The organism is Pseudomonas sp. Choline-02u-1, from assembly GCF_002836515.1.
GTDB lineage: Bacteria > Pseudomonadota > Gammaproteobacteria > Pseudomonadales > Pseudomonadaceae > Aquipseudomonas.
In genome coordinates this window covers 148,724-173,321 of record NZ_PJBC01000003.1, presented here as the reverse complement: position 1 = coordinate 173,321, position 24,598 = coordinate 148,724, and the positions used below count along the sequence as shown (strand labels likewise).

The 24,598-nt window shown below is 57.1% G+C and carries 16 protein-coding genes; 8 read left to right on the top strand and 8 right to left on the bottom strand.

Translation table 11 applies throughout. The features are described from left to right. The first annotated feature begins 268 nt into the window (after positions 1 to 268). Positions 269 to 8,053 (top strand): dermonecrotic toxin domain-containing protein, encoded by a 7,785-nt coding sequence (locus CXF97_RS02815; RefSeq protein WP_101155922.1) that lies wholly within the window; start codon positions 269 to 271, stop codon positions 8,051 to 8,053. A gap of 7 nt (positions 8,054 to 8,060) precedes the next feature. On the opposite strand, the gene argR is transcribed toward CXF97_RS02815, so the two are convergent. From argR to acs, 7 genes are all read right to left on the bottom strand, one after another. Continuing rightward, entirely contained in the window at positions 8,061 to 9,041 is a 981-nt protein-coding gene (gene argR / locus CXF97_RS02810; protein WP_101155920.1) for a transcriptional regulator ArgR, read from the bottom strand. Positions 9,042 to 9,277: 236 nt separating this feature from the next. Further along, positions 9,278 to 10,042, bottom strand: coding sequence for an ABC transporter ATP-binding protein (locus CXF97_RS02800; protein WP_047599668.1), 765 nt, complete (start codon positions 10,040 to 10,042; stop codon positions 9,278 to 9,280). Between the two features lie 27 nt (positions 10,043 to 10,069). Continuing rightward, positions 10,070 to 11,182, bottom strand: a complete 1,113-nt coding sequence (locus CXF97_RS02795) for a succinylglutamate desuccinylase/aspartoacylase family protein (protein ID WP_101155918.1) — start codon at positions 11,180 to 11,182, stop codon at positions 10,070 to 10,072. Position 11,183: 1 nt separating this feature from the next. Next, complete coding sequence (locus CXF97_RS02790) at positions 11,184 to 11,882, bottom strand: ABC transporter permease (RefSeq protein ID WP_101155916.1); 699 nt, start codon at positions 11,880 to 11,882, stop codon at positions 11,184 to 11,186. Then, the gene (locus tag CXF97_RS02785) at positions 11,879 to 12,568 is read right to left on the bottom strand and encodes an ABC transporter permease (protein WP_016773583.1); all 690 of its coding nucleotides are present in this window, start codon (positions 12,566 to 12,568) and stop codon (positions 11,879 to 11,881) included. The genes CXF97_RS02790 and CXF97_RS02785 overlap by 4 nt, the downstream gene beginning before the upstream one ends. Before the next feature lie 91 nt (positions 12,569 to 12,659). After that, on the bottom strand, positions 12,660 to 13,433 hold the full coding sequence (locus tag CXF97_RS02780) for an ABC transporter substrate-binding protein (RefSeq protein WP_101155914.1): 774 nt from the start codon (positions 13,431 to 13,433) through the stop codon (positions 12,660 to 12,662). 731 nt (positions 13,434 to 14,164) lie between these two features. Further along, positions 14,165 to 16,120 carry an acetate--CoA ligase gene (gene acs / locus CXF97_RS02775; protein WP_101155912.1) on the bottom strand — a complete coding sequence of 652 codons (1,956 nt, stop codon included), beginning with the start codon at positions 16,118 to 16,120 and terminating at the stop codon, positions 14,165 to 14,167. A gap of 443 nt (positions 16,121 to 16,563) precedes the next feature. Between acs and CXF97_RS02770 the strand changes: the two genes are divergently transcribed. From CXF97_RS02770 to CXF97_RS02740, 7 genes are all read left to right on the top strand, one after another. Further along, a complete protein-coding gene (locus tag CXF97_RS02770; RefSeq protein ID WP_101155910.1) occupies positions 16,564 to 16,824 on the top strand; it encodes a DUF2790 domain-containing protein in 261 nt (86 codons plus the stop codon). A 547-nt stretch (positions 16,825 to 17,371) separates the two neighbouring features. After that, a complete protein-coding gene (locus CXF97_RS02765; RefSeq protein ID WP_039757978.1) occupies positions 17,372 to 18,622 on the top strand; it encodes a ribonucleotide-diphosphate reductase subunit beta in 1,251 nt (416 codons plus the stop codon). 100 nt (positions 18,623 to 18,722) lie between these two features. Then, on the top strand, positions 18,723 to 19,496 hold the full coding sequence (locus CXF97_RS02760; RefSeq protein ID WP_101155908.1) for a BRO family protein: 774 nt from the start codon (positions 18,723 to 18,725) through the stop codon (positions 19,494 to 19,496). A gap of 2 nt (positions 19,497 to 19,498) precedes the next feature. Further along, the gene (locus tag CXF97_RS02755; RefSeq protein ID WP_101155906.1) at positions 19,499 to 20,380 is read left to right on the top strand and encodes a hypothetical protein; all 882 of its coding nucleotides are present in this window, start codon (positions 19,499 to 19,501) and stop codon (positions 20,378 to 20,380) included. 287 nt (positions 20,381 to 20,667) lie between these two features. Beyond that, positions 20,668 to 21,249 carry a Bro-N domain-containing protein gene (locus tag CXF97_RS02750; RefSeq protein ID WP_101155904.1) on the top strand — a complete coding sequence of 194 codons (582 nt, stop codon included), beginning with the start codon at positions 20,668 to 20,670 and terminating at the stop codon, positions 21,247 to 21,249. Positions 21,250 to 21,365: 116 nt separating this feature from the next. Beyond that, the gene (locus CXF97_RS02745) at positions 21,366 to 22,079 is read left to right on the top strand and encodes an HNH endonuclease (RefSeq protein ID WP_101155902.1); all 714 of its coding nucleotides are present in this window, start codon (positions 21,366 to 21,368) and stop codon (positions 22,077 to 22,079) included. Positions 22,080 to 22,329: 250 nt separating this feature from the next. Then, positions 22,330 to 23,316, top strand: a complete 987-nt coding sequence (locus tag CXF97_RS02740; RefSeq protein WP_101155900.1) for a hypothetical protein — start codon at positions 22,330 to 22,332, stop codon at positions 23,314 to 23,316. 3 nt (positions 23,317 to 23,319) lie between these two features. Here the strand turns inward: CXF97_RS02740 and CXF97_RS02735 are convergent, their stop codons facing one another. Further along, entirely contained in the window at positions 23,320 to 24,510 is a 1,191-nt protein-coding gene (locus tag CXF97_RS02735; protein ID WP_101155898.1) for a hypothetical protein, read from the bottom strand. Between the last annotated feature and the right edge of the window lie 88 nt (positions 24,511 to 24,598).

The following is a 24,598-nucleotide window of genomic DNA, read 5'->3' as shown; positions in this document are numbered from 1 at the left end:
GCGAGCGATTGGGGGGATTGTAAGGACAGTTTGGTGCCCGGCCTTGTCGCCAAGCGACAACTTCTTATAGCGCAAACCCCGGATTTTCCCGGGTTTACGGCAATGCGACATATAGCGTCGCAAAGGCGCAGTTTACCGGGCGCGGCCGATTTGCGGCAGGCCGCGCAGGATAGCAAGTCAGCCTCGCGCCAGAGGCATAAATATGTACCGCACGAAGGGCGCGTCCTGCTGGTTTGCTGGGGGTTCTTACCGACGCCAAGGAATGGCCATGCATTTGTCGCAAGCACACCCATCCGTCACCGCTGCTGACACAAACAACGCGCAACATGCGGCTGAACATTATCAACCGCTCAAAGTGGCGATCCCTCAGTGGTTGGGCAACACCTCAGTCACCCGACGTGAAGCGCTGAAGAACAGCGTCCCGCTGTTGCCCCGAGCGCTCAAGTCGGCACCCGCCGAACAGCACGCGCTGATGAAAACCCTCGCTGGCGCGCATATCGATGCACAGAGCCAGGTCGATAAAAGTCTGGAACATCTGCAGGACGCCGCCGCCTTCGCCGAGCCCTTGCTCAAGGCCGAGCTGAAAAGCTCTTTCGATCTGGACCTGGATGTCAGAAACACCTTCGTGCGCCTGTACATCCCGGCGACCACCCCGCTGTTCCCGATCAAGACCGGCGCACGGGTCTGGAGCGTTTCACTGCTGGAGGCGGCGCTGCATAACTTCGAAGATCGGGAAACCCAAGACAACGCGTTCGAAGCTGAATCGACATTCACCACGGCGCCGACGCTGACCGGGCAATTCGAAACCCTGCCCGCGATCAAAGCCCGATTGAGCATCCCCGCCTTCACCCAGCTGTGCCGGCGGCTGGACATCGGCGCGAAATACAAAGCCAGCCTGGAAGACAACCTCGGTTATTCGGATCCGATGGTCGCCACGGTGTTGCGCAACAAACTCGACGCCAGCGAGAAAACCGCTATGAAAGCGGCCCTGCAGTGGGCGCGAATGAACCGCGATGTCTCGGAGAGTGCTGTGCGCCTGGTCGAGGCCTTGCTCGATGGCATGAAAGGCCTCTATGTAAACGGCGCGCCCTTGCTCTGTCATGACGTGAGCATGCTTTGCGCGCCGCTGACCGGCATCGTCGTGTTCGCCCCGGACCTGTACCTCTCACAAAACAATGCGCGGGTCGTTGCGTATGTCCCGGATGACCCCGAACATCCGTTCAAGGAATACACCTCGCCACTGGAGATGATCGTTGAACTGACGCGCCAGCTGCGCTCAAAGGACTATCAGCGTTTCTTCAGCCGTTTCGTCAGTCACGAGCAACGCGGGTTCTTCTTCAGCACCCTCAACAGCCGCCTCAGCGAAATCAAGTGGCACCCGCACGAACCCGGCAGTTCCCTGCCGGCGTGGCGCGAAGCGCCGGTGGAGCGGCCCGATCTGCAGACGGCGCTGGTGCCCTTCCATGACGACATCTGGCAGCACCTGCATCAGGCAAAACTGAACAAGGTGTTCAACGACGCGCGAAGCATTGCCGTGCCCACGGCCGTCGTCGATCAAAAGGCGCGCTGGGCATTCTGGGATTCAGTGGTCGAGATCATTTCCACCATTGCCCAGACCGCCGCGCTGATCGTCGCGCCGTTTGTGCCAGTGCTGGGCGAAGCGATGATGGCGTACATGGCTTATCAGATGCTCGACGAAGTGTTCGAGGGCATCGTCGAATGGGGCCAGGGCCGTAACACCGAAGCGTTCGGGCATTTGATGGGCACCGTTGAATCGATGATTCAGCTGGGCATGTTTGCCGTGGGCGGGGCGATCGCATCGGCCGAGTTTCGCAATGTCTTGCCCAGGGACGTGGTGGCGTTTATCGACCGCTTCAAACCGGTGAAACTGGCCAACGGCGCAACCCGCTACTGGGAGCCCGATTTGGAGCGCTATCAACATCCCGCCAGGCCACCCGCGGATTCACAACCCAATGAACGGGGCCTGCATCTGCATCAGGACAAGCAGCTGTTACCCCTCGAAGAAGCGCACTTCTCGGTCAAGGAACATGAGGTGCCCGGCCAGTACCGTATCGAACACCCGACCCGTCCCGATGCGTACCGGCCGGTGGTGCGGCACAACGGCAACGGCGCCTGGCACACCGAGCTCGAACAACCGATGGAGTGGGACGGCGAAACCGCACTGCGGCGCATCGGCCCTGCGGTAGAAACCTTTACCCCGGCCGAGCGCGAAACCCTTCTTCAGGTGAGCGGCAGCAGCGAAGACGCGGTGCGCAAGATGCACGTCAATCAGGAGAAAATCCCACCGCTACTGGCCGACAGCATCCAGCGTTTCAAGATTGATCAGCAGTTGCAGCGCTTTATCGATCAGCTAGACAGCGATGTCGATGAAGATTTTTTGCGCGCCGATCAGGTTACGCAATTGCAATTGCTCAGCGAGCGGGGCCGCTGGCCGAGCAACCAGCGCCTGCGCCTGATCGATCGCAACGGTGAGCTGCTCTGGCAGTCGAGCGCAGACGCAAGCCTGCCCTTGACCGAGCTGCGCCAGGACCAGTTGATCGGCGGCGACCTGCTCAAGACGCTGCTTTCCATTCTCGACGACACGCAAATCAAGGCGCTGCTCGCCGAACCCTTCACCGCCAGGCCACCACTTGAGATCCGCACCCAGACCCTGCGCAAGCAATTGGTCGGCCTCGCGAAGACCCACCGAAATGCGCTGTTCGAATCTCGCTATCAAGCGTTGCAGCACATCGACGATCCGCTGGCGCAACAACTCAAGGTTCACAATCCCGACCTGCCCGCGAGCGTCACCCGCGAACTGCTCGAAACCGCCACTGGCAACGAACTTGTGCAAATTAACGAGGGGCAACTGCCACCGCGCCAGCAGGACTTGATGCAACTGGCCAGCCAGGAAGTGCGCGTGTCCCGTGCCTATGAAGGGCTTGAACTTGGCTCAGTGAATAATCCCGACTCCGACTCGCTGGCGCTGCACAGCCTCGAACGGCTGCCGGGCTGGCGCGGCGATGTACAGATCGAAATCCGCGACGGGCGCTACGAAGGGCCGGTCCTCGATAGCATTGGCCGCGAAGATGCCGCCGAAAAAAAGGTCCTGGTAAGGAGCGATGATCATCGCTATCAAGCCTTCGATGATCGCGGCCAGGCGCTGCACTCGCTCAGCGATTTCTACTCCAGCTTGCTGTACGCCTTGCCCGACAGTGAGCGCGCCAGCCTCAACATCGGCATTGGCCAGGGCCAGACGCTGAAGGCCGCCGTCCGCGAACGCACGCTGGAGCGCGAAGCGTTGCGAGCGGTATTGCACGAAACGCCCATTCAGCCACCCGTTCTGGACACGTTAAGGCTGTTGGGCGTCGACGGTTATCCTCGGATCGATCGCGTTGAAAGCCTGAACAACCCTGCGCGCTCTCACGAGCAGGATATCCGCGCGCTTTATCCGAGGATGACCGAACAGCAAGTCCGCGTTCTGGCGGAAAACCTGCGTGCCAGTCCATCCGGCCCGCACGTGGAGATTCAGCGACTGCAAAACGATTACCTGCAATTGCAAAACGATCTGCACATCTGGGCCAACGACCCGCCCGCCAGACATCCCGATACCGGCGCGGCGCTGACTGCGCTGCAAAAGCGCGCCGAAATCCAGAACCGCCGTTTGCTCAGAGAAGAAATCCTCAAGGGCTGGCGCCGCGAATACCCGACCGCGATCAATCAATACGGCATGGCCACCGGGCACGCCCTGCGGCTTGTACATCCGATCATCGGCGACTTGCCGACGCTGTCGGCCGACCTCAGCCATATCACCGCGCTGGCTCTGGATGGCACCGCCACGCCGGGCTCTCTGGAAGGTTTTCTTCAGCACTTTCCACAATTGCAGATGCTTGATGCACGCAACCTGAAATTGCCGGCGCTGCCACAGGTACTGACCTCACTGTCATCGCTGCGCGAGCTGCGAATGCGCAAATGCGGACTCAGCCTGACGACCACCACGCAATCGGTGTTGGCATCCATGCCACAGCTGACGATTCTCGACCTGCAGGGCAACGCCTTGGGTTTACCGCCCGATCTGCACACGATGCCTTCGCTGCGCTACGTCAACTTGTCCAACACCGGCATCCACAGCCTGCCGGACGACCTGCTCAATCATCCGCGACTTATTTCCGGCCAGTTCGACGGCAATCGCATGACCGCCGTGCCCGAGCCGTTCTTCGGCTTGCCGCCCTCGCTGAGTGATGGTTTCACCTTCGCCGACAATCCGCTGACGCCCGCCGCACGCGAACGCGTGAAACGCTTCCATGGCTCTACCGGCAGGCATTTCGGCATCCGCCCGGAGCGTGCAGACCTGCAGCGCACCATCAGATTGTTCCCGGCTCTGGACGAGGAGCAGGCCACCGCCATGCTGTACCGCTTGCCCGGAACCCTGGCTGAGGGCCGCGCGCAATTGACCCTCTGGGAAACCGAAGTCAAACAGTTGAACCTGGAACTCAGCCAATGGATCAATCAGGCGGCCAAGTCTCACCCCGAGACGGGTGAACGTCTGCCTCACGCTGAACAGACGCGTGAACTCAATGCCCGGCGCGCCTTCGCGCAGCAACTGGAGCGCTTCTGGCGCAGCCGGGATCAATTCACCCGTAGTGGCGAATTTGAAGCGACGGCTGAGTTCAGCGGTGACATGCCGGTTCTCAGCGCCAACTTCGAGCATGTCTTGCGACTCAAGCTGACCGGCAATGCCAATATTTCGGCAAGCTTGCCCTTTGTGGATTCCTTCCCGAACCTGGTCTCGCTCAGCCTCAATGGCTTTGATCTGACTACCGGCTCCCTTCCCGGGAGGAATTTGCTCCAGTTGACCGACCTGAAGCTGAAAAATTGCGGCTTGGTCATGACGCCCGAATACCAGGCAGAACTGGTTTCACTCAATACGCTGCAGACGCTGAATCTGAGTGGCAATCCACTGGGGACTTTCCCCGATCTGAACCTGTTTCCTGCGCTCACATTCCTCGACCTGTCGTACAGCGACCTCTCCGTTGCTCCGCAAGGACTGGCCAGCCATCCCGAGCTGCGAACCGCGGTATTGACAGGCAATCGCCTGACGCACCTGCCCGACGCGATATTCGATCTGCCAGCAGAACGCAGTGACGGCCTGTATTTTTCCGACAACCCGCTCTCGACCGCGACACGGGAAAAAATCAAAACCTACTTCCGCACTCATCAGCAGGATTTTGACGTAAGGGCTGCGGATCAGGACGTCGACCTGGCCAGGCAATTGTTCCCGGAGCTGGACCAGCAGGAGGCCAGCGACCTGCTCTACGATCTGCCGGGGAACCTGGCCGCCGGCCGCGCGCAACTGCTGCGCTGGCAAGCGGAGCTGGCGCAGATGCAGCTCGATCTCGACCGCTGGGTATCGCAAACTCCGGCCACAAACCCGGCCACAGGCCGTGTGTTTACCGACAACGAGCGCGCGCGACAGCGCTCGGCACGATCGGCGTTCAAGCAAGACCTGGAAACATTCTGGCGGCAGACCTCCAGCGAGACCGGCCAGCGCAGCCTGTCCTTTACCGCAGACCTGCAGTTCGTTGGTCAGTTGCCTCGCCTGACCGTCGACTTCAGTCATGTCTCCAGCCTGAAGCTGACCGGCAACGCAGCGATCGATGGCATCGGGACGTTCGTGACGTTGTTTCCCGAACTCCAGACGTTGCAAATGAAGGATTTCGCGCTCAATGAAATACCCGCCTTCGTCGGCAGCCTGCGCAACCTCAAGAAGCTACGCCTGAACAGCTGCGGCATAACCGGCACGTCAGCGGGAGTCGATGTGCTCAAGTCTCTGCGCTCGCTTACGCGTCTGGATCTGAGTCATAACCCGTTGACCGTGGCTCCCGATCTACAGACCTTGCCAGCATTGCAGGATGTCTTTCTGCTCAATAGCGGTCTGACGGCCGTGCCCGACGGCATGGTAGAACACCCGGTTCTGCAGACGGTGCACCTCAACGACAACCGCATCACCCAGTTGCCGGATGCGTTCTTCAGCCTTGATCCCAATCGTGCAGAAGGCGTGCGTCTGGTCAGCAATCCGCTGTCTGTGGCGGCTCGTGAGCGCATCAAGACCTACTATGCCCAACATAATCGCAACTTCGGAATCATGCCCGCCGCGAACGATGTAGCGATGGCACGCAGAGTGTTCCCGCACCTGACCGACTACATGGCCAGCGACATGATCTATCGCCTTCCCGGTACGTTGCAGGCAGGTACGGCGCAACTGATGAGCTGGGAAGCCGAAATGACTCGACTGCTCAGCGACCTCGCGGCGTGGCAAGAGCGCGTACCGAGTCACGATCCGACGTCAGGTCAACTGTGGAATGCCGAGCAGCGAGCCGCACAGCTTGATGCACGGTCACAGTTCAAGGAAAAACTCGAAGGACTCTGGCGCGGCAGTCGCATCGATGTGCCGGATCTGCGCGTGGAGATTTTCAAAGCCAACGCCGCGTTTGCCGGTGAGCTGCCGAAGCTGACCGCGGACTTCAGCCAGATAACCCACCTGGAAATTCAAGGCAATCCACACTTGACTGTTCCCGATGGCTTTCTCGAATGCTTCACCGGGCTGGAAGGCCTGGAATTGCCTGGTTTTGCACTGGGCCGAATCCCGCAAGCCCTGGCACGCATGCCGTCGCTCGAAACGCTGATGATGAGCCGGTGCAACATCACCCTCGATGCGGCTGGACAAGCCACCTTGTCGACACTGAGCCGCCTGACGTCGCTGGATCTTTTCAATAATCCGCTGGGCCAGACGCCCGATACCTCAAGGCTGGTGAATCTGACATTCATCGACCTCATCCGCACAGGGATAGATCGTGTACCCGCCGGGCTGGACCAACTCCCGCACCTGCAAACGGCGCTGCTGAGCGACAACAACATCATCGCATTGCCCGAGCCACTGGCGGCGTATGCCAACCGTGGGGTGGATGTGGGCTCGAATCCGCTGTCGGCGACTTCGCGCGAACAGATCAAGGCATGCTATCTGGTGAAAGGCGACAATTTTGGCGTCTGGGTCGAACAGACCGACATTGATCTGGCCCAAACACTGTATCCCCGATTGAGCGGTTTCGATGCCAATAACCTGATTTACCGCCTGCCCGGGACCTTGACTGACGGTCGCACCGAGTTGCTGCGTCGGCAAACCGAGCTCAGCACGCTGCTTAACACGCTTGAAACCTGGGTGAATACGGCGCCCGAAGATCCGCTTACCCACGGTGTGCCGGACAATGAGCCACAACGCGGGCAAGTCACGCAGCGCCGGCGCTTCAAGGACAATCTGGAACAACGCTTGCGCCACTACCCGGTCAATGCCCTGGACGGCAACTTCGTTTGCGACTTGTCCTTCACCGGCGAACTGCCGCCAATGAACGGGCGCTTCGACTATATCGACCAGCTGCGGCTGACCAGCACGGCAGACACGCCCCGGCCAGTGGACGCTGTGTTGGGGTTGTTTCCCCGGCTAAGGGTGCTGGATATGCGGGATTACCCGTTACGCCGAGTTCCGCCGGCAATCTTTCGCCTTGAATCACTCTCGAGCCTGAATCTGTCAGGCTGCGAACTCATCATTACGCCGCAAACCGCAGAAGCGTTCGCAGCCCTGAAAAACCTCGGCGCTTTGGATCTGAGTCATAACAACCGACTCTGGTCAGTCCCGGATATGATGCATTTTCCCGAACTTCAGGTGCTGAACCTGCGCAGCACCGGCCTGACCAGATCGCCTGCGGGCTTGTTCAGGCTCACCCGGTTGAGAAAGGCAGACCTGTCGAACAACAGAATCAAGCGATTGCCTGCAGGATTTCCTTCCCGTCCCGACCTCATGATGACCGAGTACGATTTCAGCGCAAATCCGTTGACCCCGGAAAGTCAGCAGCGCCTGGACAGCTACAACACGGCGCTGGGCGAGCACAATATCAGGGCGCGACTACCGGGCACCCCCTTCATGCACGAACTTGACGACTTTGTGGATTCGGACTTTTCCGATGGAGAGGAGCTACCACCAACCGGCAATCGCTGAGCCGCCTTCAGCCCCTCTCGGGCGGCACCGACGATAATTCGAACGGGCTGCTGCTGCGCCGCTGGTTGCGATCTTCCCGCGGCGTGGCACCGAAGAAGTTGCGATAGGCACTGGAGAAATGTGGCCCCGAGGAGAAGCCACAGGACAGGCCGATCTGAATGATCGACTTGCTGGTCTGCATCAACATCTGCCGGGCCTTGTTCAGGCGCAATTCCAGATAGTACTGGCTCGGCACGCGGTTGAGGTATTGCTTGAAGATTCGCTCCAGCTGCCGGCGGGATACGCACACGTGTTGGGCGATTTCGTCGGTGGTCAGTGGTTCTTCGATGTTGGCTTCCATCAGCAGCACCGCCTGGGTGAGCTTCGGGTGACTGGAGCCGAGGCGATTCTGCAAGGGAATACGCTGACGCTCACCGCCCTCGCGGATACGCTCGACCACCAGCTCTTCGGAAACCGCACCGGCCAATTCGGCGCCGTGATCCCGGGCCAGTACTGCCAGCAGCAGATCGAGGACCGACATGCCACCGCACGCCGTCAGGCGATCGCGATCCCAGTCGAACAGATGGCTGGTGGCAATGACTTTCGGGAAGCGCTCGGCGAAATCGTCCTGCCAGCGCCAGTGCACGGCGGCGCGATAACCGTCGAGCAAACCGAGCTGGGCCAATGGATAAACACCGGCCGAGAGACCACCGATTACGCAACCGGCACGCACCACTTGCTTGAGCGCACTGCTCAGTGCAGGGGCCAGGGTGATTGGCGGCTCGTCAGCGAGCAGGAACAGTTTCTGGAAGTTTTCAAGCTTGCCGGCCCAGGGCTCGCCGGGCAATTGCCAGGCACCTTCGACTGGCGGCTCGGCCTGCAAGAACGTCAGTTCGTAAACCACGTCCGGGTGCACGCGCTGCGCAACACGCAAGGCCTCCTCCGCCAGCGCCAGCGTCAACGCTTTAGTGCTGGGCCAAATCAGGAAACCAATTCGATGGGCAGTCATGGGCGGGCAATCCGAAACGAACAACGGTGATGAAGGCATGGGCCAATGCTAGCCCCTAATCGAAAATGTCGCAGATCCATTGTGGGAGCGGGCTTGCTCGCGAACGCGGTGGTTCAGACAGCAATAATGTTGACTGACACACCGCCTTCGCGAGCAAGCCCGCTCCCACAGGAGATTCGGGCCAATTCTCAGGTCGCAAAGCATGACCTAATCTGGTGCACAACGGCAGCCCTGATTTATTTCAGGCTGCCGGACAGGAACTGCTGCAAGCGCTCGGACTGCGGGTTGACCAGCACTTCGCGCGGGTTGCCGCTTTCTTCGACGACGCCTTTATGCAGGAACACCAACTGATTCGACACTTCACGGGCGAAACCCATTTCGTGAGTCACCACAACCATGGTGCGGCCTTCCTGCGCCAGCGCCTGCATGACTTTCAGCACGTCGCCGACCAGCTCCGGGTCAAGGGCCGAGGTTGGCTCGTCGAACAGCATCACTTCCGGTTCCATCGCCAGCGCACGGGCAATCGCCACACGCTGCTGCTCGCCACCGGACATGTGCCCCGGGAACGCGTCTTTGCGATGGGCCACGCCAACCTTGTTCAGGTAGTGCTCGGCTTTCTCGCGGGCTTCGGCCTTGGGCACACCAAGCACATGCACCGGCGCTTCCATGATGTTTTCCAGCGCGGTCATGTGCGACCACAGGTTGAAATGCTGGAACACCATCGACAGGCGCGAACGCATGCGCTGCAGCTGCTTCGGATCAGCGGCTTTCAGCGCGCCGTCCTTGTTGGCGACCAGTTTCAGCTCTTCGTTGTTGAGCAGGATCTTGCCGGCATGCGGCTGCTCGAGCAGGTTGATGCAGCGCAGGAAAGTACTTTTGCCGGAGCCACTGGAGCCGATGATGCTGATCACATCGCCGGCGGCGGCTTTCAGGGACACGCCCTTGAGCACTTCGTGACTGCCATAGCGTTTATGCAGGTCTTGGACTTCAAGTTTGTACATGCGGTCGGTTCTCACAAAAACAGTCAGTCAGTCGTTGAGCAAGCGCCCGTGACGCAGCGCTTCGCGCCCCGCCACCTTGGCCAGCCAGAAACCGGGTTGGGCATAACGCAGCCGTTCAATGGCAAACAGCACCCCGGAGGTACCAGCACATACCGTGCTGACCCGATCGGACAGAGGATCAATCACTTGAAAAATCTCGTCGCCCGCCTCGACCCACTCGCCGGGCTTGCGGGAAAAACTCACCACACCGGGATGCGGTGCGAACAACAATTCGGTGCCTTCGAAGGGCATGCCTTCGCACGGTTCGAACGCCGGGTTCGGCCACTCGCCAGTGATCAGGCCCTGCTCGGCGAGGAACGCCAGAATACCTTCAGCGTAAGCCTCTGCTTGCGCGCGACCGGTATCAGCCTGCCCGCCCAGTTCGATGGTGGTCGCCAGACAAGCCAACGGAATCTGCGCATCAGGGAACTGCCTCGACAGACGCAGCCACGGCAACGAGCACGCCTCGTCGAACGAGCTGCCACCGGAATCTTCGGCGAGCAAACCAACCTTGACGTTCAGGTGCGCCGACAGCGAACGCCACTGCGGCCAGTGCTGCGGCAGCGCGTACATGTGCAGCGCGGCTTCGGCGTCGCAATGCAAATCGAGCACCACGTCGGCAGTGCAGGCATGGCTGAGTAATACGCGCTGCATGCCTTGCAGCTGGCTGCTCGCCTCAGGCAAAGCGGCCAGGTGATCGGCCATCGCCTGACGGATCAGCCGCACATTGGCATGCGGATCATCACCGAGCTTGTCACCCAGCGCCGCCGCGACCGGCGCGCTGAGCTCGACGAAGTCACGGTTGAAATTCTTGCCGCTGCCGGCCTCGAAACGGCCCTGGAAATTGCCTTGCAGCAATTGCCCCAGCCCCAGCGGATTGGCCACCGGCACCAGTTCGATCACACCGTTGAGCAAGCCACGGGCTTCAAGTGCGCCGAGGCGCTTTTTCAGCTCCCAGGCGGTGCGCATGCCCGGCAATTCATCGGCGTGCAGGCTGGCCTGAATGTAGGCCTTGCGCTCGCCTTCGCCAAAACGGAAAACCGAAACCTTGCGCTCGCTGCCCAGGTGGCTCCAGGGCAATACGTGATCGATGCGTTGCATATCAGTGCTTCCGTGGCGCGAGGTAGCTCAACCAGCGACGCTCAGCCAGTTTGAACAGCTTGACCAGAATGAAGGTCAGGCACAGGTAGAACACGCCAGCGGTGATGTACGCCTCGAACGGCAGGTAGAACTGCGCGTTGACCGTACGCGCTGCGCCGGTGATGTCGATCAGGGTCACGATCGACGCCAGACTGGTGGTCTGCAGCATCATGATCACTTCGTTGCTGTACTGCGGCAGCGCGCGGCGCAGGGCCGACGGCAGCAGAATGCGCTTGTACAGTTTGAAGCGCGACATGCCCATGGCCTTGGCCGCTTCGATCTCCCCGTTCGGCGTGGCCTTGAGGCTGCCGGCGATGATTTCTGCGGTGTAGGCACTGGTGTTGACCGCAAACGCCAGGCACGCACAGAACGTTGCGCTCGACAGCCACGGCCACAGGAAGCTTTCGCGCACCGCCTCGAACTGGGCCAGACCGTAGTAGATCAGGAACAGTTGAACCAGCATCGGCGTGCCACGAATCACGTAGGTGTACAGCCACGCCGCGCCGTTGACGATCGGGTTTTTCGAGACGCGCATCAGCCCCAGCGGCAACGCCGCGAGCAAGCCGAAGAACAGCGACAGCGCGAGCAGTTTGAGGGTGGTCAGCAGGCCGCCGAAGTACAGCGGCAGCGCCTCCCAAATGACGTTGTAGTCGAAGATCATAGATCAGCCGCCCTTACGCCTACCGAGTAGCGCTTCTCAAGGTGACGCAATGCCAGCAACGAAACACTGGTGATCACCAGATACATCGCCGCCACTGCGAGGAAGAAGGTAAAAGGCTCGCGCGTGGCATCCGCCGCCTGCTTGGCCTTGAACATCATGTCTTGCAGACCGACCACGGAAATCAGCGCGGTGGCCTTGGTCAGCACCAGCCAGTTGTTGGTGAAGCCGGGAATCGCCAGACGAATCATCTGCGGCACCATCACCCGGAAAAACACCTGAAAACTGCTCATGCCGTACGCCATACCCGCTTCGGCCTGGCCTTTGGGGATCGCCATGAACGCACCCCGAAAAGTCTCCGAAAGGTACGCACCGAAGATGAAACCGAGGGTGCCGATACCGGCGGCCAGCGGGTTCAGGTCGATGTAGTCGTCATAGCCGAGCATCGGCGCCACGCGGTTGAGCAGATCCTGGCCGCCGTAGAAGATCAGCAGGATCAGCACCAGGTCGGGAATGCCGCGGATCACTGTTGAATACAGGTCGCCCAGCCACGCCAGCCAGCGCACCGGCGACAGGCGCAACGCGACACCGATCAGCCCGAGAACGATGGCCAGAGCCATGGACGACAAGGCGAGCTGAAGCGTCAGCCATGCGCCATCGAGGATGACAGCCCCGTAGCCTTTCAACATGATTCAGGTCCTCGAAAGTTGGGATGAAAAAATGGCGCAAACCGCAGAGATTCTGTTGCTTGCGCCATTTCGGACTTGTCGCAGAGACGTCTTACTTGCCGTAGATGTCGAAGGCGAAGTACTTGTCCTGGATTGCTTTGTATTTGCCGTTTTCGCGGATGGCCGCGATGGCAGTGTTGATCTTGTCTTTCAGGGCATCGCCCTTGCGCACCGCGATACCGACGCCGTCGCCGAAGTATTTGACGTCGGTGAAGGCCGGGCCAACGAATGCGAAGCCTTTGCCAGCGTCGGTTTTCAGGAAACCGTCATCGAGCAGGGTGGCATCAGCCACGGTACCGTCGAGGCGACCGGCAGCCACGTCGAGGTAGATTTCGTTCTGCGAACCGTACGGCTTGATCTCGGCGCCCAGTGGAGCCAGAACTTCGCGGGCGAAACGCTCGTGGATCGAGCCACGCTGTACGCCGATGTTCTTGCCCTTGAGCTCAGCCAGACCTTCGCTGACCTGAGTGCCGGCCTTCATGACCAGACGCGCCGGGGTGTTGTAGTACTTGTTGGTGAAGTCGACCGACTTCTTGCGATCTTCGGTGATCGACATCGACGACAGGATGGCGTCGATCTTGCGCACTTTCAGTGCCGGGATCAGGCCGTCGAACTCTTGCTCGACCCACACGCACTTGACCTTCATTTCTTCGCACAGCGCGTTGCCAATGTCGTAGTCGAAACCGACGATGCTGCCGTCCGGAGCTTTCGAGGCGAATGGAGGATAAGCCGCTTCGATGCCGATCTTCACAGGTTTTTCGTCAGCGACGGCATTCAGCGACAGCACGGACAGTGCCATGGCGCCAAGCAGCACAAGTTTCTTCATCTTGGGACTCCATCGGTAAAGGGCAAAAACGGCAGAGTGAGCGACAGCCCAATATGCGAATGGGTGAATCGGAAATCGGTTGCGCATCGGCGGGAAATTTCCCGTTGAAACCGCAGGCGATTTCAACGTAAGCCACGATGAGCGAGTGATCGGCATTCTAACGAGAGGCCCGAAGCCGATATTTCCTCAATGCGACAACTAATTACAGATGCACCGAGAAAGCGGTTCGAGCTCATTGACAGCCCTGCAAATTCATGCAAGAGCGAAAGGCAGAGAACCGATACACATTGCAAGTTGCGGGCCCATTATTCGCAAACCCTTCTAATCCGGCAAGCGCAGCGTTGCGTCTTATTTTTCAGCGGAGCTTTTAAGGCTCTAATACGGGGCGTAGCGTTTCCCTTCGCCCCGGATTGGCGCGGGCGGTTACACATTGGGTTGTGGCGGGTAACAGAAGGAAGAGTCCTGCGGCGCAGGTCGATAATTATTGGTTGGCCAGCTGATCATTCCCACGCTCTGCGTGGGAATGCAGCAAGGGACGCTCTGCGTCCAAAGAGCCGACGCAGAGCGTCGGTGGAGGCATTCCCACGCGGAGCGTGGGAACGATCATGCATTCCCTTTGGGAGCGGGCTTGCTCGCGAAGGGGTCGGCAAAAACCACCAAAAAACCCACAGACAAAAAAAGCCCCGCCCGGCATACACCGAACGGGGCTTTGTTCTTTTCAGACCTGCGACTTAAGCCACATTCATCGTCTTGTGCGTATCAATCAAATGCTGCACCACACCTGGATCCGCCAGAGTCGAGATATCCCCCAGCCCGTCGTATTCCGCCGTGGCAATCTTGCGCAGAATGCGGCGCATGATCTTGCCCGAACGAGTCTTCGGCAGCCCCGGCGCCCACTGGATCACGTCCGGCGAAGCAATCGGGCCGATCTCCTTGCGCACCCAGTTCTTCAGCTCCAGACGCAACTGCTCGGTCGGCTCCTCGCCATTTTTCAACGTGACATAGACATAAATGCCCTGCCCCTTGATGTCATGCGGCACACCGACCACTGCAGCTTCGGCCACCTTTGGATGCGCGACCATCGCGCTTTCGATCTCGGCCGTGCCCATGCGGTGGCCGGAAACGTTGAGCACGTCGTCCACGCGCCCGGTGATCCAGTAGTAACCGTCGGCATCGCGACGCGCGCCGTCACCGGTGAAGTACATGCCACGGAAAGTCTTGAAGTAGGTATCGACGAAACGATCGTGATCGCCGTACAGCGTGCGGGCCTGGCCTGGCCACGAATCGAGAATCACCAGATTGCCCTCGGCCTCGCCCTCGATGATGTTGCCAAGGTTGTCGACCAACGCCGGCACCACGCCAAAGAACGGACGCGCCGCCGAGCCTGGCTTCAGCGCGTGGGCGCCTGGCAGCGGGCTCATCATGTTGCCGCCGGTTTCGGTCTGCCACCAGGTATCGACGATCGGGCAACGCGACTTGCCGACGTTCTTGTAGTACCAGTCCCAGGCTTCCGGGTTGATCGGCTCACCGACCGAACCGAGCAGGCGCAGACTGCTGCCATCGGCGCCCTCAACGGCGGCCTGACCCGAAGCCATCATCGCGCGGATCGCGGTCGGCGCGGTGTAGAGGATGTTGACCTTGTGCTTGTCGATGATCTTCGCCACCCGGGTAATGTCCGGGTAGTTCGGCACACCTTCGAACAGCACGGTGGTCGCGCCGTTGGCCAGCGGGCCGTAGACGATGTAACTGTGGCCAGTGACCCAGCCGACGTCGGCGGTGCACCAGTAGATTTCGCCCGGACGGTAATCGAACACACGCTCGTGGGTCATCGCCGCATACAGCAGATAACCGCCGGTGGTGTGCTGCACGCCCTTCGGCTTGCCGGTCGAGCCGGAGGTATAAAGGATGAACAGCGCTTCTTCGGCACCCATCTCTTTCGGCGCGCAAACGGTGCCGGCGACCTTCATCAGGTCTTCGTACCAGATGTCGCGATGCTGGTTCCACTTGATATCGCCACCGGTGCGCTTGCAGACGATGACTTTCTGGATGCTGCTGGTTTCCGGATTGGTCAGGGCGTCGTCGACGTTGGCCTTGAGGGAAATCTTCTTGCCGGCACGGATGCCTTCGTCAGCGGTGATCACCACTTTCGATTTGCAGTCGATGATGCGACCGGCCAGCGCTTCCGGCGAGAAACCACCGAACACCACCGAGTGAATCGCGCCGATCCGGGTGCAAGCCAGCATGGCGACCACGGCTTCGGGAATCATCGGCATGTAAATGGTCACCACGTCGCCACGGTGCACGTCCTGGCCGCGCAATGCGTTGGCCAGTTTGCACACTTGCTCGTGCAGTTCGCGGTAGGTGATGTTGCGGCTTTCGGAAGGATCGTCGCCTTCCCAGATGATTGCGACTTGATCACCGCGCTCGGCCAGATGACGGTCGAGGCAGTTGTAGGAAACGTTCAGGGTGCCGTCGGCAAACCACTTGATGTCGACATGGTGATCGTCGAACGAGGTCTGTTTCACCGTGGTGAAAGGCTTGATCCAGTCGAGACGCTGGGCTTGCTCGCGCCAGAAGCCGTCAGGGTTGACCACCGACTGCTGATACATGGCTTTGTAGGTCGCCTCGTCAGTCAGCGTGTTTGCCAGAACCTCGGGACGAACGGGATACAGAGAAGCCGCACTCATCTTTCCTACCTCGGTGTAATAGTTGTTTTTGTATGACCCCGTTGTAGCCGGGTGGGGCCCATAGAACCATTCGACGATGGTAGTAACAACCCTCCCCCCTGCACGCGCGCCCCTGTAGGAGCTGCCGAAGGCTGCGATCTTTTGATCTGTTTTCAAGATCAAAGTCAAAAGATCGCAGCCTTCGGCAGCTCCTACAGGGAATGGGGTGTTTGGGGGATTGTTACCAAATATGCCAAAAGTGTTTATCAAAACCCGCTCTGTTTACCCCGGTTCCACCGCCCTAAAATTCACCTCGCCAACAAGGCAACCGCGATTAACAACGTGACAGCCCCCACGAAGGCCGTTAATCCAGCTCTCCAAGTAACGCATCAAATACTCAAGCTCCACACGCAACCCTAAAAAGGTTGCGTGACCCCACTCGACCTCAAAAAGGTGAATTAGAAATGAAAGCTTTATTGGTTCTGGCCCTCAGCAGTCTGTGCGCAACCGCCATGGCAAACGAGGGCCCGACTGATGTCGCACAGCAACAACCGGTCATCGAGGAATACACTTACTCCACACACCTGGACATCGCCAAAGTTGTATCGATGAGCGAAGTTCCGAATGTCTGCGAAGTCGTACCGGCGAAAATGGAATACGACGACTCCAAGGGCCAACGCCACATCCTGCGCTACAGCATCATGGGCAACGGCTGCACCAACTGAATCAGACTGCACCGAATCGGATCGCTCAGTGCTACATCGAGGGTCGATTCCAGCCCGGCTTCGGTCGGGCTCAGTTGTGTCTGGAGCCGCGAAAAACGCTTGCAAAACACTAGATATAGTGAAAAACGCGCTTTTCTGGCTATTTTTTAAACAGAAAATCATCTGCCAAAAATTTAACGAAAAAAAATCTGCAGGGGTCGACTCCGCGCAAAGCCCTGTAATCCCTCGGTCGGATCGAAATCCACCCCTTCCTCGGCCTCGCCATGAGCCGATTCGCCGCACCACGCCGGTAAAAATTTCCCTATAATGCCGCCCCATACGGGTCAGCAATATTCCCTTACAGGGAGCAAAAGCCATTCTGAAGCCCCGCAACAGTGCCCGACGCTGATTGCGCCCATCAGAGGCTCTCGGAACCCGTCAAAATTTCTGTTTATTTGCCTGCGTGCAGCGCTGCAAAAAACGACATCCAACGCGGCTTTGGCCGTGTGAAAAACCAAACCATCAGGTTTCACACGGGCACAAGCCCTCACGCAGGAGACGACACGTCATGCTGAGCTGGGACGAATTCGATAAAGAAGACAGTGAAGTCGCAACCGTGAAAGGCGCCAACGCCGGCCACGCAAGCGAAGCCAACATGGACCGCCTCGACAACGCCGGCGGCGCCGCGGCGCTGGAAGCCCGCGCCGTCACCGCCGACGACTCGGCCGCCGTGGCCCGCGCCAAGGCTGCACTGAACTCCCTCGACGTCGCCGAAGGCCTCGCCGAACTCGAAGGCGCCTCCGCCCGTGTCGCCGTTGACGAAAAGCGCATGATCAACTGCCGCGCCGACCTCAACCAACTCGTGCCATTCAAGTACGACTGGGCCTGGCAGAAGTATCTGGACGGTTGCGCAAACCACTGGATGCCGCAAGAAGTCAACATGACCGCCGACATCGCCCTCTGGAAAAACCCGGAAGGCCTGACCGACGACGAGCGCCGCATCGTCATGCGCAACCTCGGCTTCTTCTCCACCGCCGACTCCCTGGTTGCCAACAACCTGGTCCTGGCCGTGTACCGCCTGATCACCAACCCGGAATGCCGCCAGTACATCCTGCGCCAGGCTTTCGAAGAAGCGATCCACACCCACGCCTACCAGTACTGCATCGAATCGCTGGCCATGGATGAAGGCGAAATCTTCAACATGTACCACGAGATCCCATCGGTCGCGAAAAAAGCAGCCTGGGGCCTGAAGTACACCCGCTCGATCTCCGATCCAAAGTTCGAAACCGGCACCCCGGACACCGACAAAGAGTTGCTGCGCAACCTGATCGCCTACTACTGCGTTCTGGAAGGCATCTTCTTCTACTGCGGCTTCACCCAAATCCTCTCCATGGGCCGCCGCAACAAAATGACCGGCGTCGCCGAGCAGTTCCAGTACATCCTGCGCGACGAATCCATGCACCTGAACTTCGGCATCGACGTGATCAACCAGATCAAAATCGAAAACCCACACTTGTGGGATGCTGAGATGAAAGAAGAAGCGACCCAGATGATCCTGCAGGGCACGCAGCTGGAGATCGAATACGCGCGGGATACCATGCCTCGCGGGGTGTTGGGGATGAATGCGGCGATGATGGAGGACTACCTCAAGTTCATCGCTAACCGTCGGTTGTCGCAGATCGGTTTGAAAGAGGAATACCCAGGGACGACTAACCCGTTCCCTTGGATGAGCGAGATTATGGACTTGAAGAAAGAGAAGAATTTCTTTGAGACGCGGGTTATTGAGTATCAGACTGGTGGTGCGTTGAGCTGGGATTGATGATGGCGTTGAGCCATGCTATAACAGAAAAAGCCTAAAGGATGCTTAGCTGAATAAATTAAAGCCCCGCAAGTGCGGGGCTTTTTTATAGGAAATTAAAATGCATACGCCAATACTGCTGGATTATCACGCTATTCATGGCACCTCGAAAATCAGAAGCTTCTACATCGATGAAAACTTATACATCTCGTTAGAAGATGTTGTTTTGACTCTAGCAAAAACAAATACAGCTATAAACGAACAAGGTAAAACTGGTCTAGGACAGTTAGTAAAAGCTCAACGCGATGTACTGGACAGCGACGAATACAAACACTCCCCAGTTATCGACGATTTATCTGCGCAACCGAGAACAGAGGTTTTTATTACAGAACCCGGTTTATACCGAATAATCTCTCGCGACAGCACTCCAGCCAGTAAATCATTCCAAAGATGGATATTTCACGAAGTAATACCGGCAGTAAGAAAGTACGGAACATACCCCGTACCAGTTAAACAGGGCGGCTCAGAGATAATGTCTCTAGCCCAAACCCTCGCACAGCATACCAATCTACTTATAAAAGAAATCGAAGAGCGAGAAAAACTCGCCAACGAAACCCGTTTACGCTTTGAAGAAACCGAGCGACAACTCGAAGAAATAAATCAGAAAATCGAGACAATTACGCTTCCAAGTGATAACTCCGACCTTATAGATGTGCAAAACTACTGCTCGGACAGCTCTATAATTATTGACCTGCAACATCTGAGAGCCATGTGCGCAAAACTGTGCTTGGAACAGGGCATAACTTATAACAAGAAGAAAAACCCAGAATCTCACATGGATTATCTGTACCCTCCATTACTAATAAATGAAGCCATAAAACTTATTCGGAGCTGATGATGAGCGAGCTAATGCAGTCAGAACTACCGCTAGAATTGCCCTCGGCTTCTTTCGCGGAGATCGACGGGATACAAATGGGCGTTTTGAACGACACTACCCCTTATCTCACCGAAAGAGGCTTAGCTAGGCTCTGCGGAGTAAACCCTAAAACGATCAGTGATTTAGCTAACAATTGGCACGATGAAGTATTCAAGCCCAGAGGAAAAAGAATTAAACAGCTATTGATTCAGCAAAATTTCACAACTGAACGAATAGTTATTAAAACAGAGCAAAACGGCCAAAAAATCAGCGCCTACCCAGACACAGTCTGCATGGCAATCCTAGAATATTACGCATTTGACTCAGATAATACCGACAACCAGATAGCGCAAAGAAACTTTAGGCTGCTAGCCCGCAGAACCCTGCGGGCCTTTATCTACGAAGGAGTTGGATTCTCGCCCGAGTCACTTAAACTAGACTCATGGCGCCACTACCACGACAGAATCTTACTAAACAAACTGCCTGCAGGTTTCTTTAGTGTTTTCAGAGAAATTGCAGACATCGTTGTATCTGCAATTGAGTCAGGACTGATCATTGACACACATACTGTTCCAGACATCAGTGTTGGGCAGATGTGGGCCAGACACTGGGCTTCAGAAAATCTCGAAGCAGTCCATGGTGAGAGAAAAAAATTCCCTCATGAATACCCAGACTACTTCCCTCAATCAGCAGCAAAAACCGAAGCAAATATATATCCACTGAGCGCTCTGGGCGATTTCAGAATCTGGCTAGAAAAGATATATTTACCTCAAAAATTCCCTGCATATTTACAGAAAAAAATAGCGCAAGGCCTTATTCCCCAGGGCACCGCAGGCGCACTTCTTTTGTCTCTAAAAAAATAAACCAAACCGAAAATAATCTAGGCGATATCAATACATCGCCTAGATTTACAGACAATTCCCACATAAAAAAGCACACAACCTTATTGACGCGAAAACCTATCGCACCTAAGGTACACATAGGTGCCTAAGAAACACCCAACGTAGAAGCTGACTTATTTACACATTACGATCTATATTCCATCAAGAATATATATGTTTTAATGCGTAAACAATAATGCTTGTTGGGATATTCTTAATTCCTCTACGTTGGGTTACGGCTCTTTTAACTTAAACGTAGAGGTAAGGATATGTTTGCAAAAAAATGGCTGCTGCCTCCCGCTACCTCGGAGGACGACCTTGCTGAACCAATCATTCCCGCGACTTTTAAACGCCACGGCCTCTATCTGCACGGCCTTTTGGTTGAAAACCAGCCATGGTTTTGCGCCCGCGACATCGGTCGTTTGATGGGTGTGCATCTCAGCGAACGCATGGTCAACAAGCTAGACAAGGATCAACGTCGCGTCCTGTCGATTGAGTATTTCCGGCAACCCGAAAAGCTATTGATGCTCAGTGAATCCGGCGTCTATGCGCTGCTGGTTTATCACTACGTTCCGGGCAATCGGTTGCTGCGTGAGTGGCTGACTCATCAGGTAGTGCCGGCCTTACGCGATGCAGAACACTCGGGGCATTCAGATCGGCCGATGTTGAGTTTGTTGGATTGGCCGGAGATGTCTTTGAGTCTGCTGCATTGGCAGAACGAAAATTGGATTCGGCTGCGGGACATGCCTTATCTGTTGAGCGATCAGACACCACGAAAAGCGATGGCGACGAAGCCTTGGTGGCGAAGGGTCGCTCAGGCGTTTCAGGCGTCGAAGCATTCGATGGGTTGAGCGATGCTCTTGTAGGAATGCACGCGAGATCCGTCGCTATTTTTTGTAGGAATTTTCGTAGACATCTGTGATGGCCACTCAGTATCGTCCGAGGGTTTTCAACCCTCGGCGATTTTATGGATACGGAAAAAGAAAATAGTGGCTGGACGGATGAGGAGCTTGAAGCTTCGGTTGATGGCTATCTCGATATTCAGACTCGCTACCCAAATGAACAAAAATTTAATAAGTCCTTGGAGCATAAGCGTCTGCAGAACGGCGTACTCGCCGGGCGAAACACCAAGTCGATTGACTATCGACTGCAGAACATTACCGCTCTGTTCGAAGATCTTGGGCTGAAAACGATCTCTAGCTACAAACCAAAGGTGAATCTCGGTTCGGGGATTACCGCGCGTCTGATCAAAATCCTAGAATCTAAAGGCCTCATTACGCTGGATTCCGGTACACCTTCAACGCAAGAAGAATCATCACTTCGAAATGTACAACAAGCGAAACAACGTGATTTTGTGAGTGAGCCAGAGGGTGTGCAGATACCTCAGCAAATCGTCAGGACAACCAAAACCTACGCCCGCATATCCAAAGTCAAAGATTGGATTCTGTTCAACGCCAAGGGTGTCTGTGAGGGATGTGGACAATCAGGTCCGTTTGAAATGAATGGAGAACCTTACCTTGAGGTTCACCACGTTAAGCATTTGTCGGACAACGGGACGGACTTCAAGACCAACACCGTAGCGCTATGCCCAAACTGTCATCGACGCTGCCACCATTCTGACGACAGAGAGGCTTTCACTGCTTGGCTGTATGACAACGTTGGAAGACTCGAAAAGGAGTAATCGCGGTTTGTCTTACTAACCGTATCTGTTGTTCTTGGGGCTGCTTCGCAGCCCAACGGGAGCAAGCTCCCTCGCCACAGGGTGATGCGTGGCCTGCAATGACGGTGTGAGCATTGAACTCTGGTTGATGCCAAGAATCGCCAGCAGGCTGGCTCCCACAGGATTTGCATCATCCTGAAAACAATCAGTGCAACCCGCGCCGCCTCCCGCTATTAATACCCCTCCCCAACTCAAGGATCCGAGCCCCACCATGAAATTCGATCTCGCCTACTGCCTCAGCCTCGACGACAAGTTGTCGATCTATGATGTTCGCGATCTCAATTTCGATGAAACGGTGGCGTTTGACTCGGCGAAGGAACACTTCCAGTGCCCCAACGATGCCTGTCGTGCGGCGTTCGAGGCTTCCAATGAGTTGGGTACATTCAATGCCAAGAATGTGAATTACGTGCGCACGCCGCACTTCAAGAATCTGCCCACGACGCAGCATGTGGCGGGTTGTCCGTATGTGAGTTTGAAGGCGTCGGCGTCTGTTGTTGAGACGGCGGATGGCGAGGTGGATGACGGGCGTGAGGAGCATTTCCCATCGGAGTTATTGCTGACCCGGCGTGAGTATGTACGCAAGCCTGTCACGCCAGCGGGGGCGGCGGATGTGTTGCGCGATGATCCGGTTCGGATGGTGGCAGACAGTGGTAAGGAGTCAGCGAGTCGTGAGTCGGCGCCGGACAAGACCAGTGTGTTTGCGCATCCGGTGGAGTGTTTTGTTTCCAACTTCGCCGACAAGGAGTTGCTCAAGCGCATGCCGTTGAAGATTGGCGAGCATACGGCGCCGTACAGTTCGTTCTTCAAGAAGATCGAGTATCTGACGGACAACAAGGGGCTGATTTACTGGGGGCGGATCAAGAAGATCGAGGACTTCCACAGCGCCAGTTTTCGTATCGATTTCGAGGACAAGGTCTGGTTCAAGAAGCCCGGAGACAGCAAGAAAAAGCCGTACCCGGTCAGTGTTTATCTGAACAGAAAGCTGATCGACAACTACCGCAAGCGCAAGGCCTTTCTGGAAGAGATCAAGCACGCCGTGGATAGCGACAAGGCGTTGTTCTGTTTCTTCTATGGGGTGACGCCGGAGTTGAAGCAGGTGCCCGGCAAGAAGAACCCCGAAAAACCTTTCGAGGTCTTCAATGCCAATATCGAGAACCTGGATCACTTCATTATTCGTGAAGCGCCGGGGTTGGAGTGATGGCTAGCCTTGGGGCAGTTGCAGTTTTACGGCGCCAGGGTGTTGTTTGACCAGGGAGTACGGCAGGATCGACCAGTCAGGTCTATCGCAAGAGCGTTGCACGCGAGCGAAGTACGCGCCGAGGTACAGGCCCTTCTCGGTGAAGTACCAAGGCGAAGTCCCCCAGATGCTTTCGTCCTGGAAGTTGCAGTCGTCATCTCCCGTCGGTGTCTTCATTTCTGTGGGGTACAGTGCCGTGAATTGTTTGATCACCCACGGCACCAACTCTTTGCTTACGTACTGATAGCGCGCGTTACTTTCGTCCTTGCTCAGAGGTTCGTCGCCCAAGCTGTCGCGTTCGGCATGTAAAAGTGGTTTGCCCTCACCGACCCACAGCACATCTTCGAGGGACAGCGGGTGGCCGGTTTTGACGTCAATGTTGAGCGGTGAATCGCCGAAGTCTGGATGCGCGCCGCCGCAGTAATAGCTGGTCGAGATGTTCAGGCTGACCACGGCTGGCGAGATCATTTTCGGTTGCGCCTGTTGCATGAAGTCGACGTTTTCGCCGCCCTGCAGCTGGCAGCCGTGGTAACTGATGACTTCATTCCAGAGGCGTCCAAGCAACTGCTGGTTAACCCGTTGCTGATCATCTTTCGACAATCCGGACTCCACGCTGAACAGGGAAATCTTTGTCTCAGGCTCTGTCCACCATTGCAGGTCGTAGCCCATGAAGTTTTCTTTCTTCGCCGGTTTCAGTTTAAGTCCCTGCAGGCGCAAATACTCGTAAGGCTCGCTGTAGGGCAAAGCGGCAATGAACGGCAAAGTTGATGAGGTGGGGGCGGTAAGTCTGGCCTCGATGAGTTTCACTGGCAGCTTCTTGCCCTGCGGACTTTTCCATTCGCCCTGCCAGCCGCTGCCGGTTTCTTCCAGTTCCAACGTTGACAGCGGCTTGTCGTCACCATAGCGATTATTGCCCTCGGTCAACGTCAGCGTGCTGTTCTGCAACGCGCCACTGAGCGGCAAATCACGATGGTATTTTTCGTAGAAGTACCGACCGGTTACTTCGTCCTGCTGCGTGATGTTGAGCTCTACGACGATCGGCATTTTGCCCAACGTGCCGGTGAACACGCGTCGGCCATCATCGGCGTGGACACTTGGAATCAGCGAGAACAGCACAGCAGCGCATGGCGCCAGGCGCATCAGTCCCTTGAGCATTGATCGTTCCTTGAAAGAGTCAGAGGTCGCGCCGGCATTTGAGGGCCGGCGCGGATAAATTCGCGGCGATTATGGCGGGGTTGTGGTC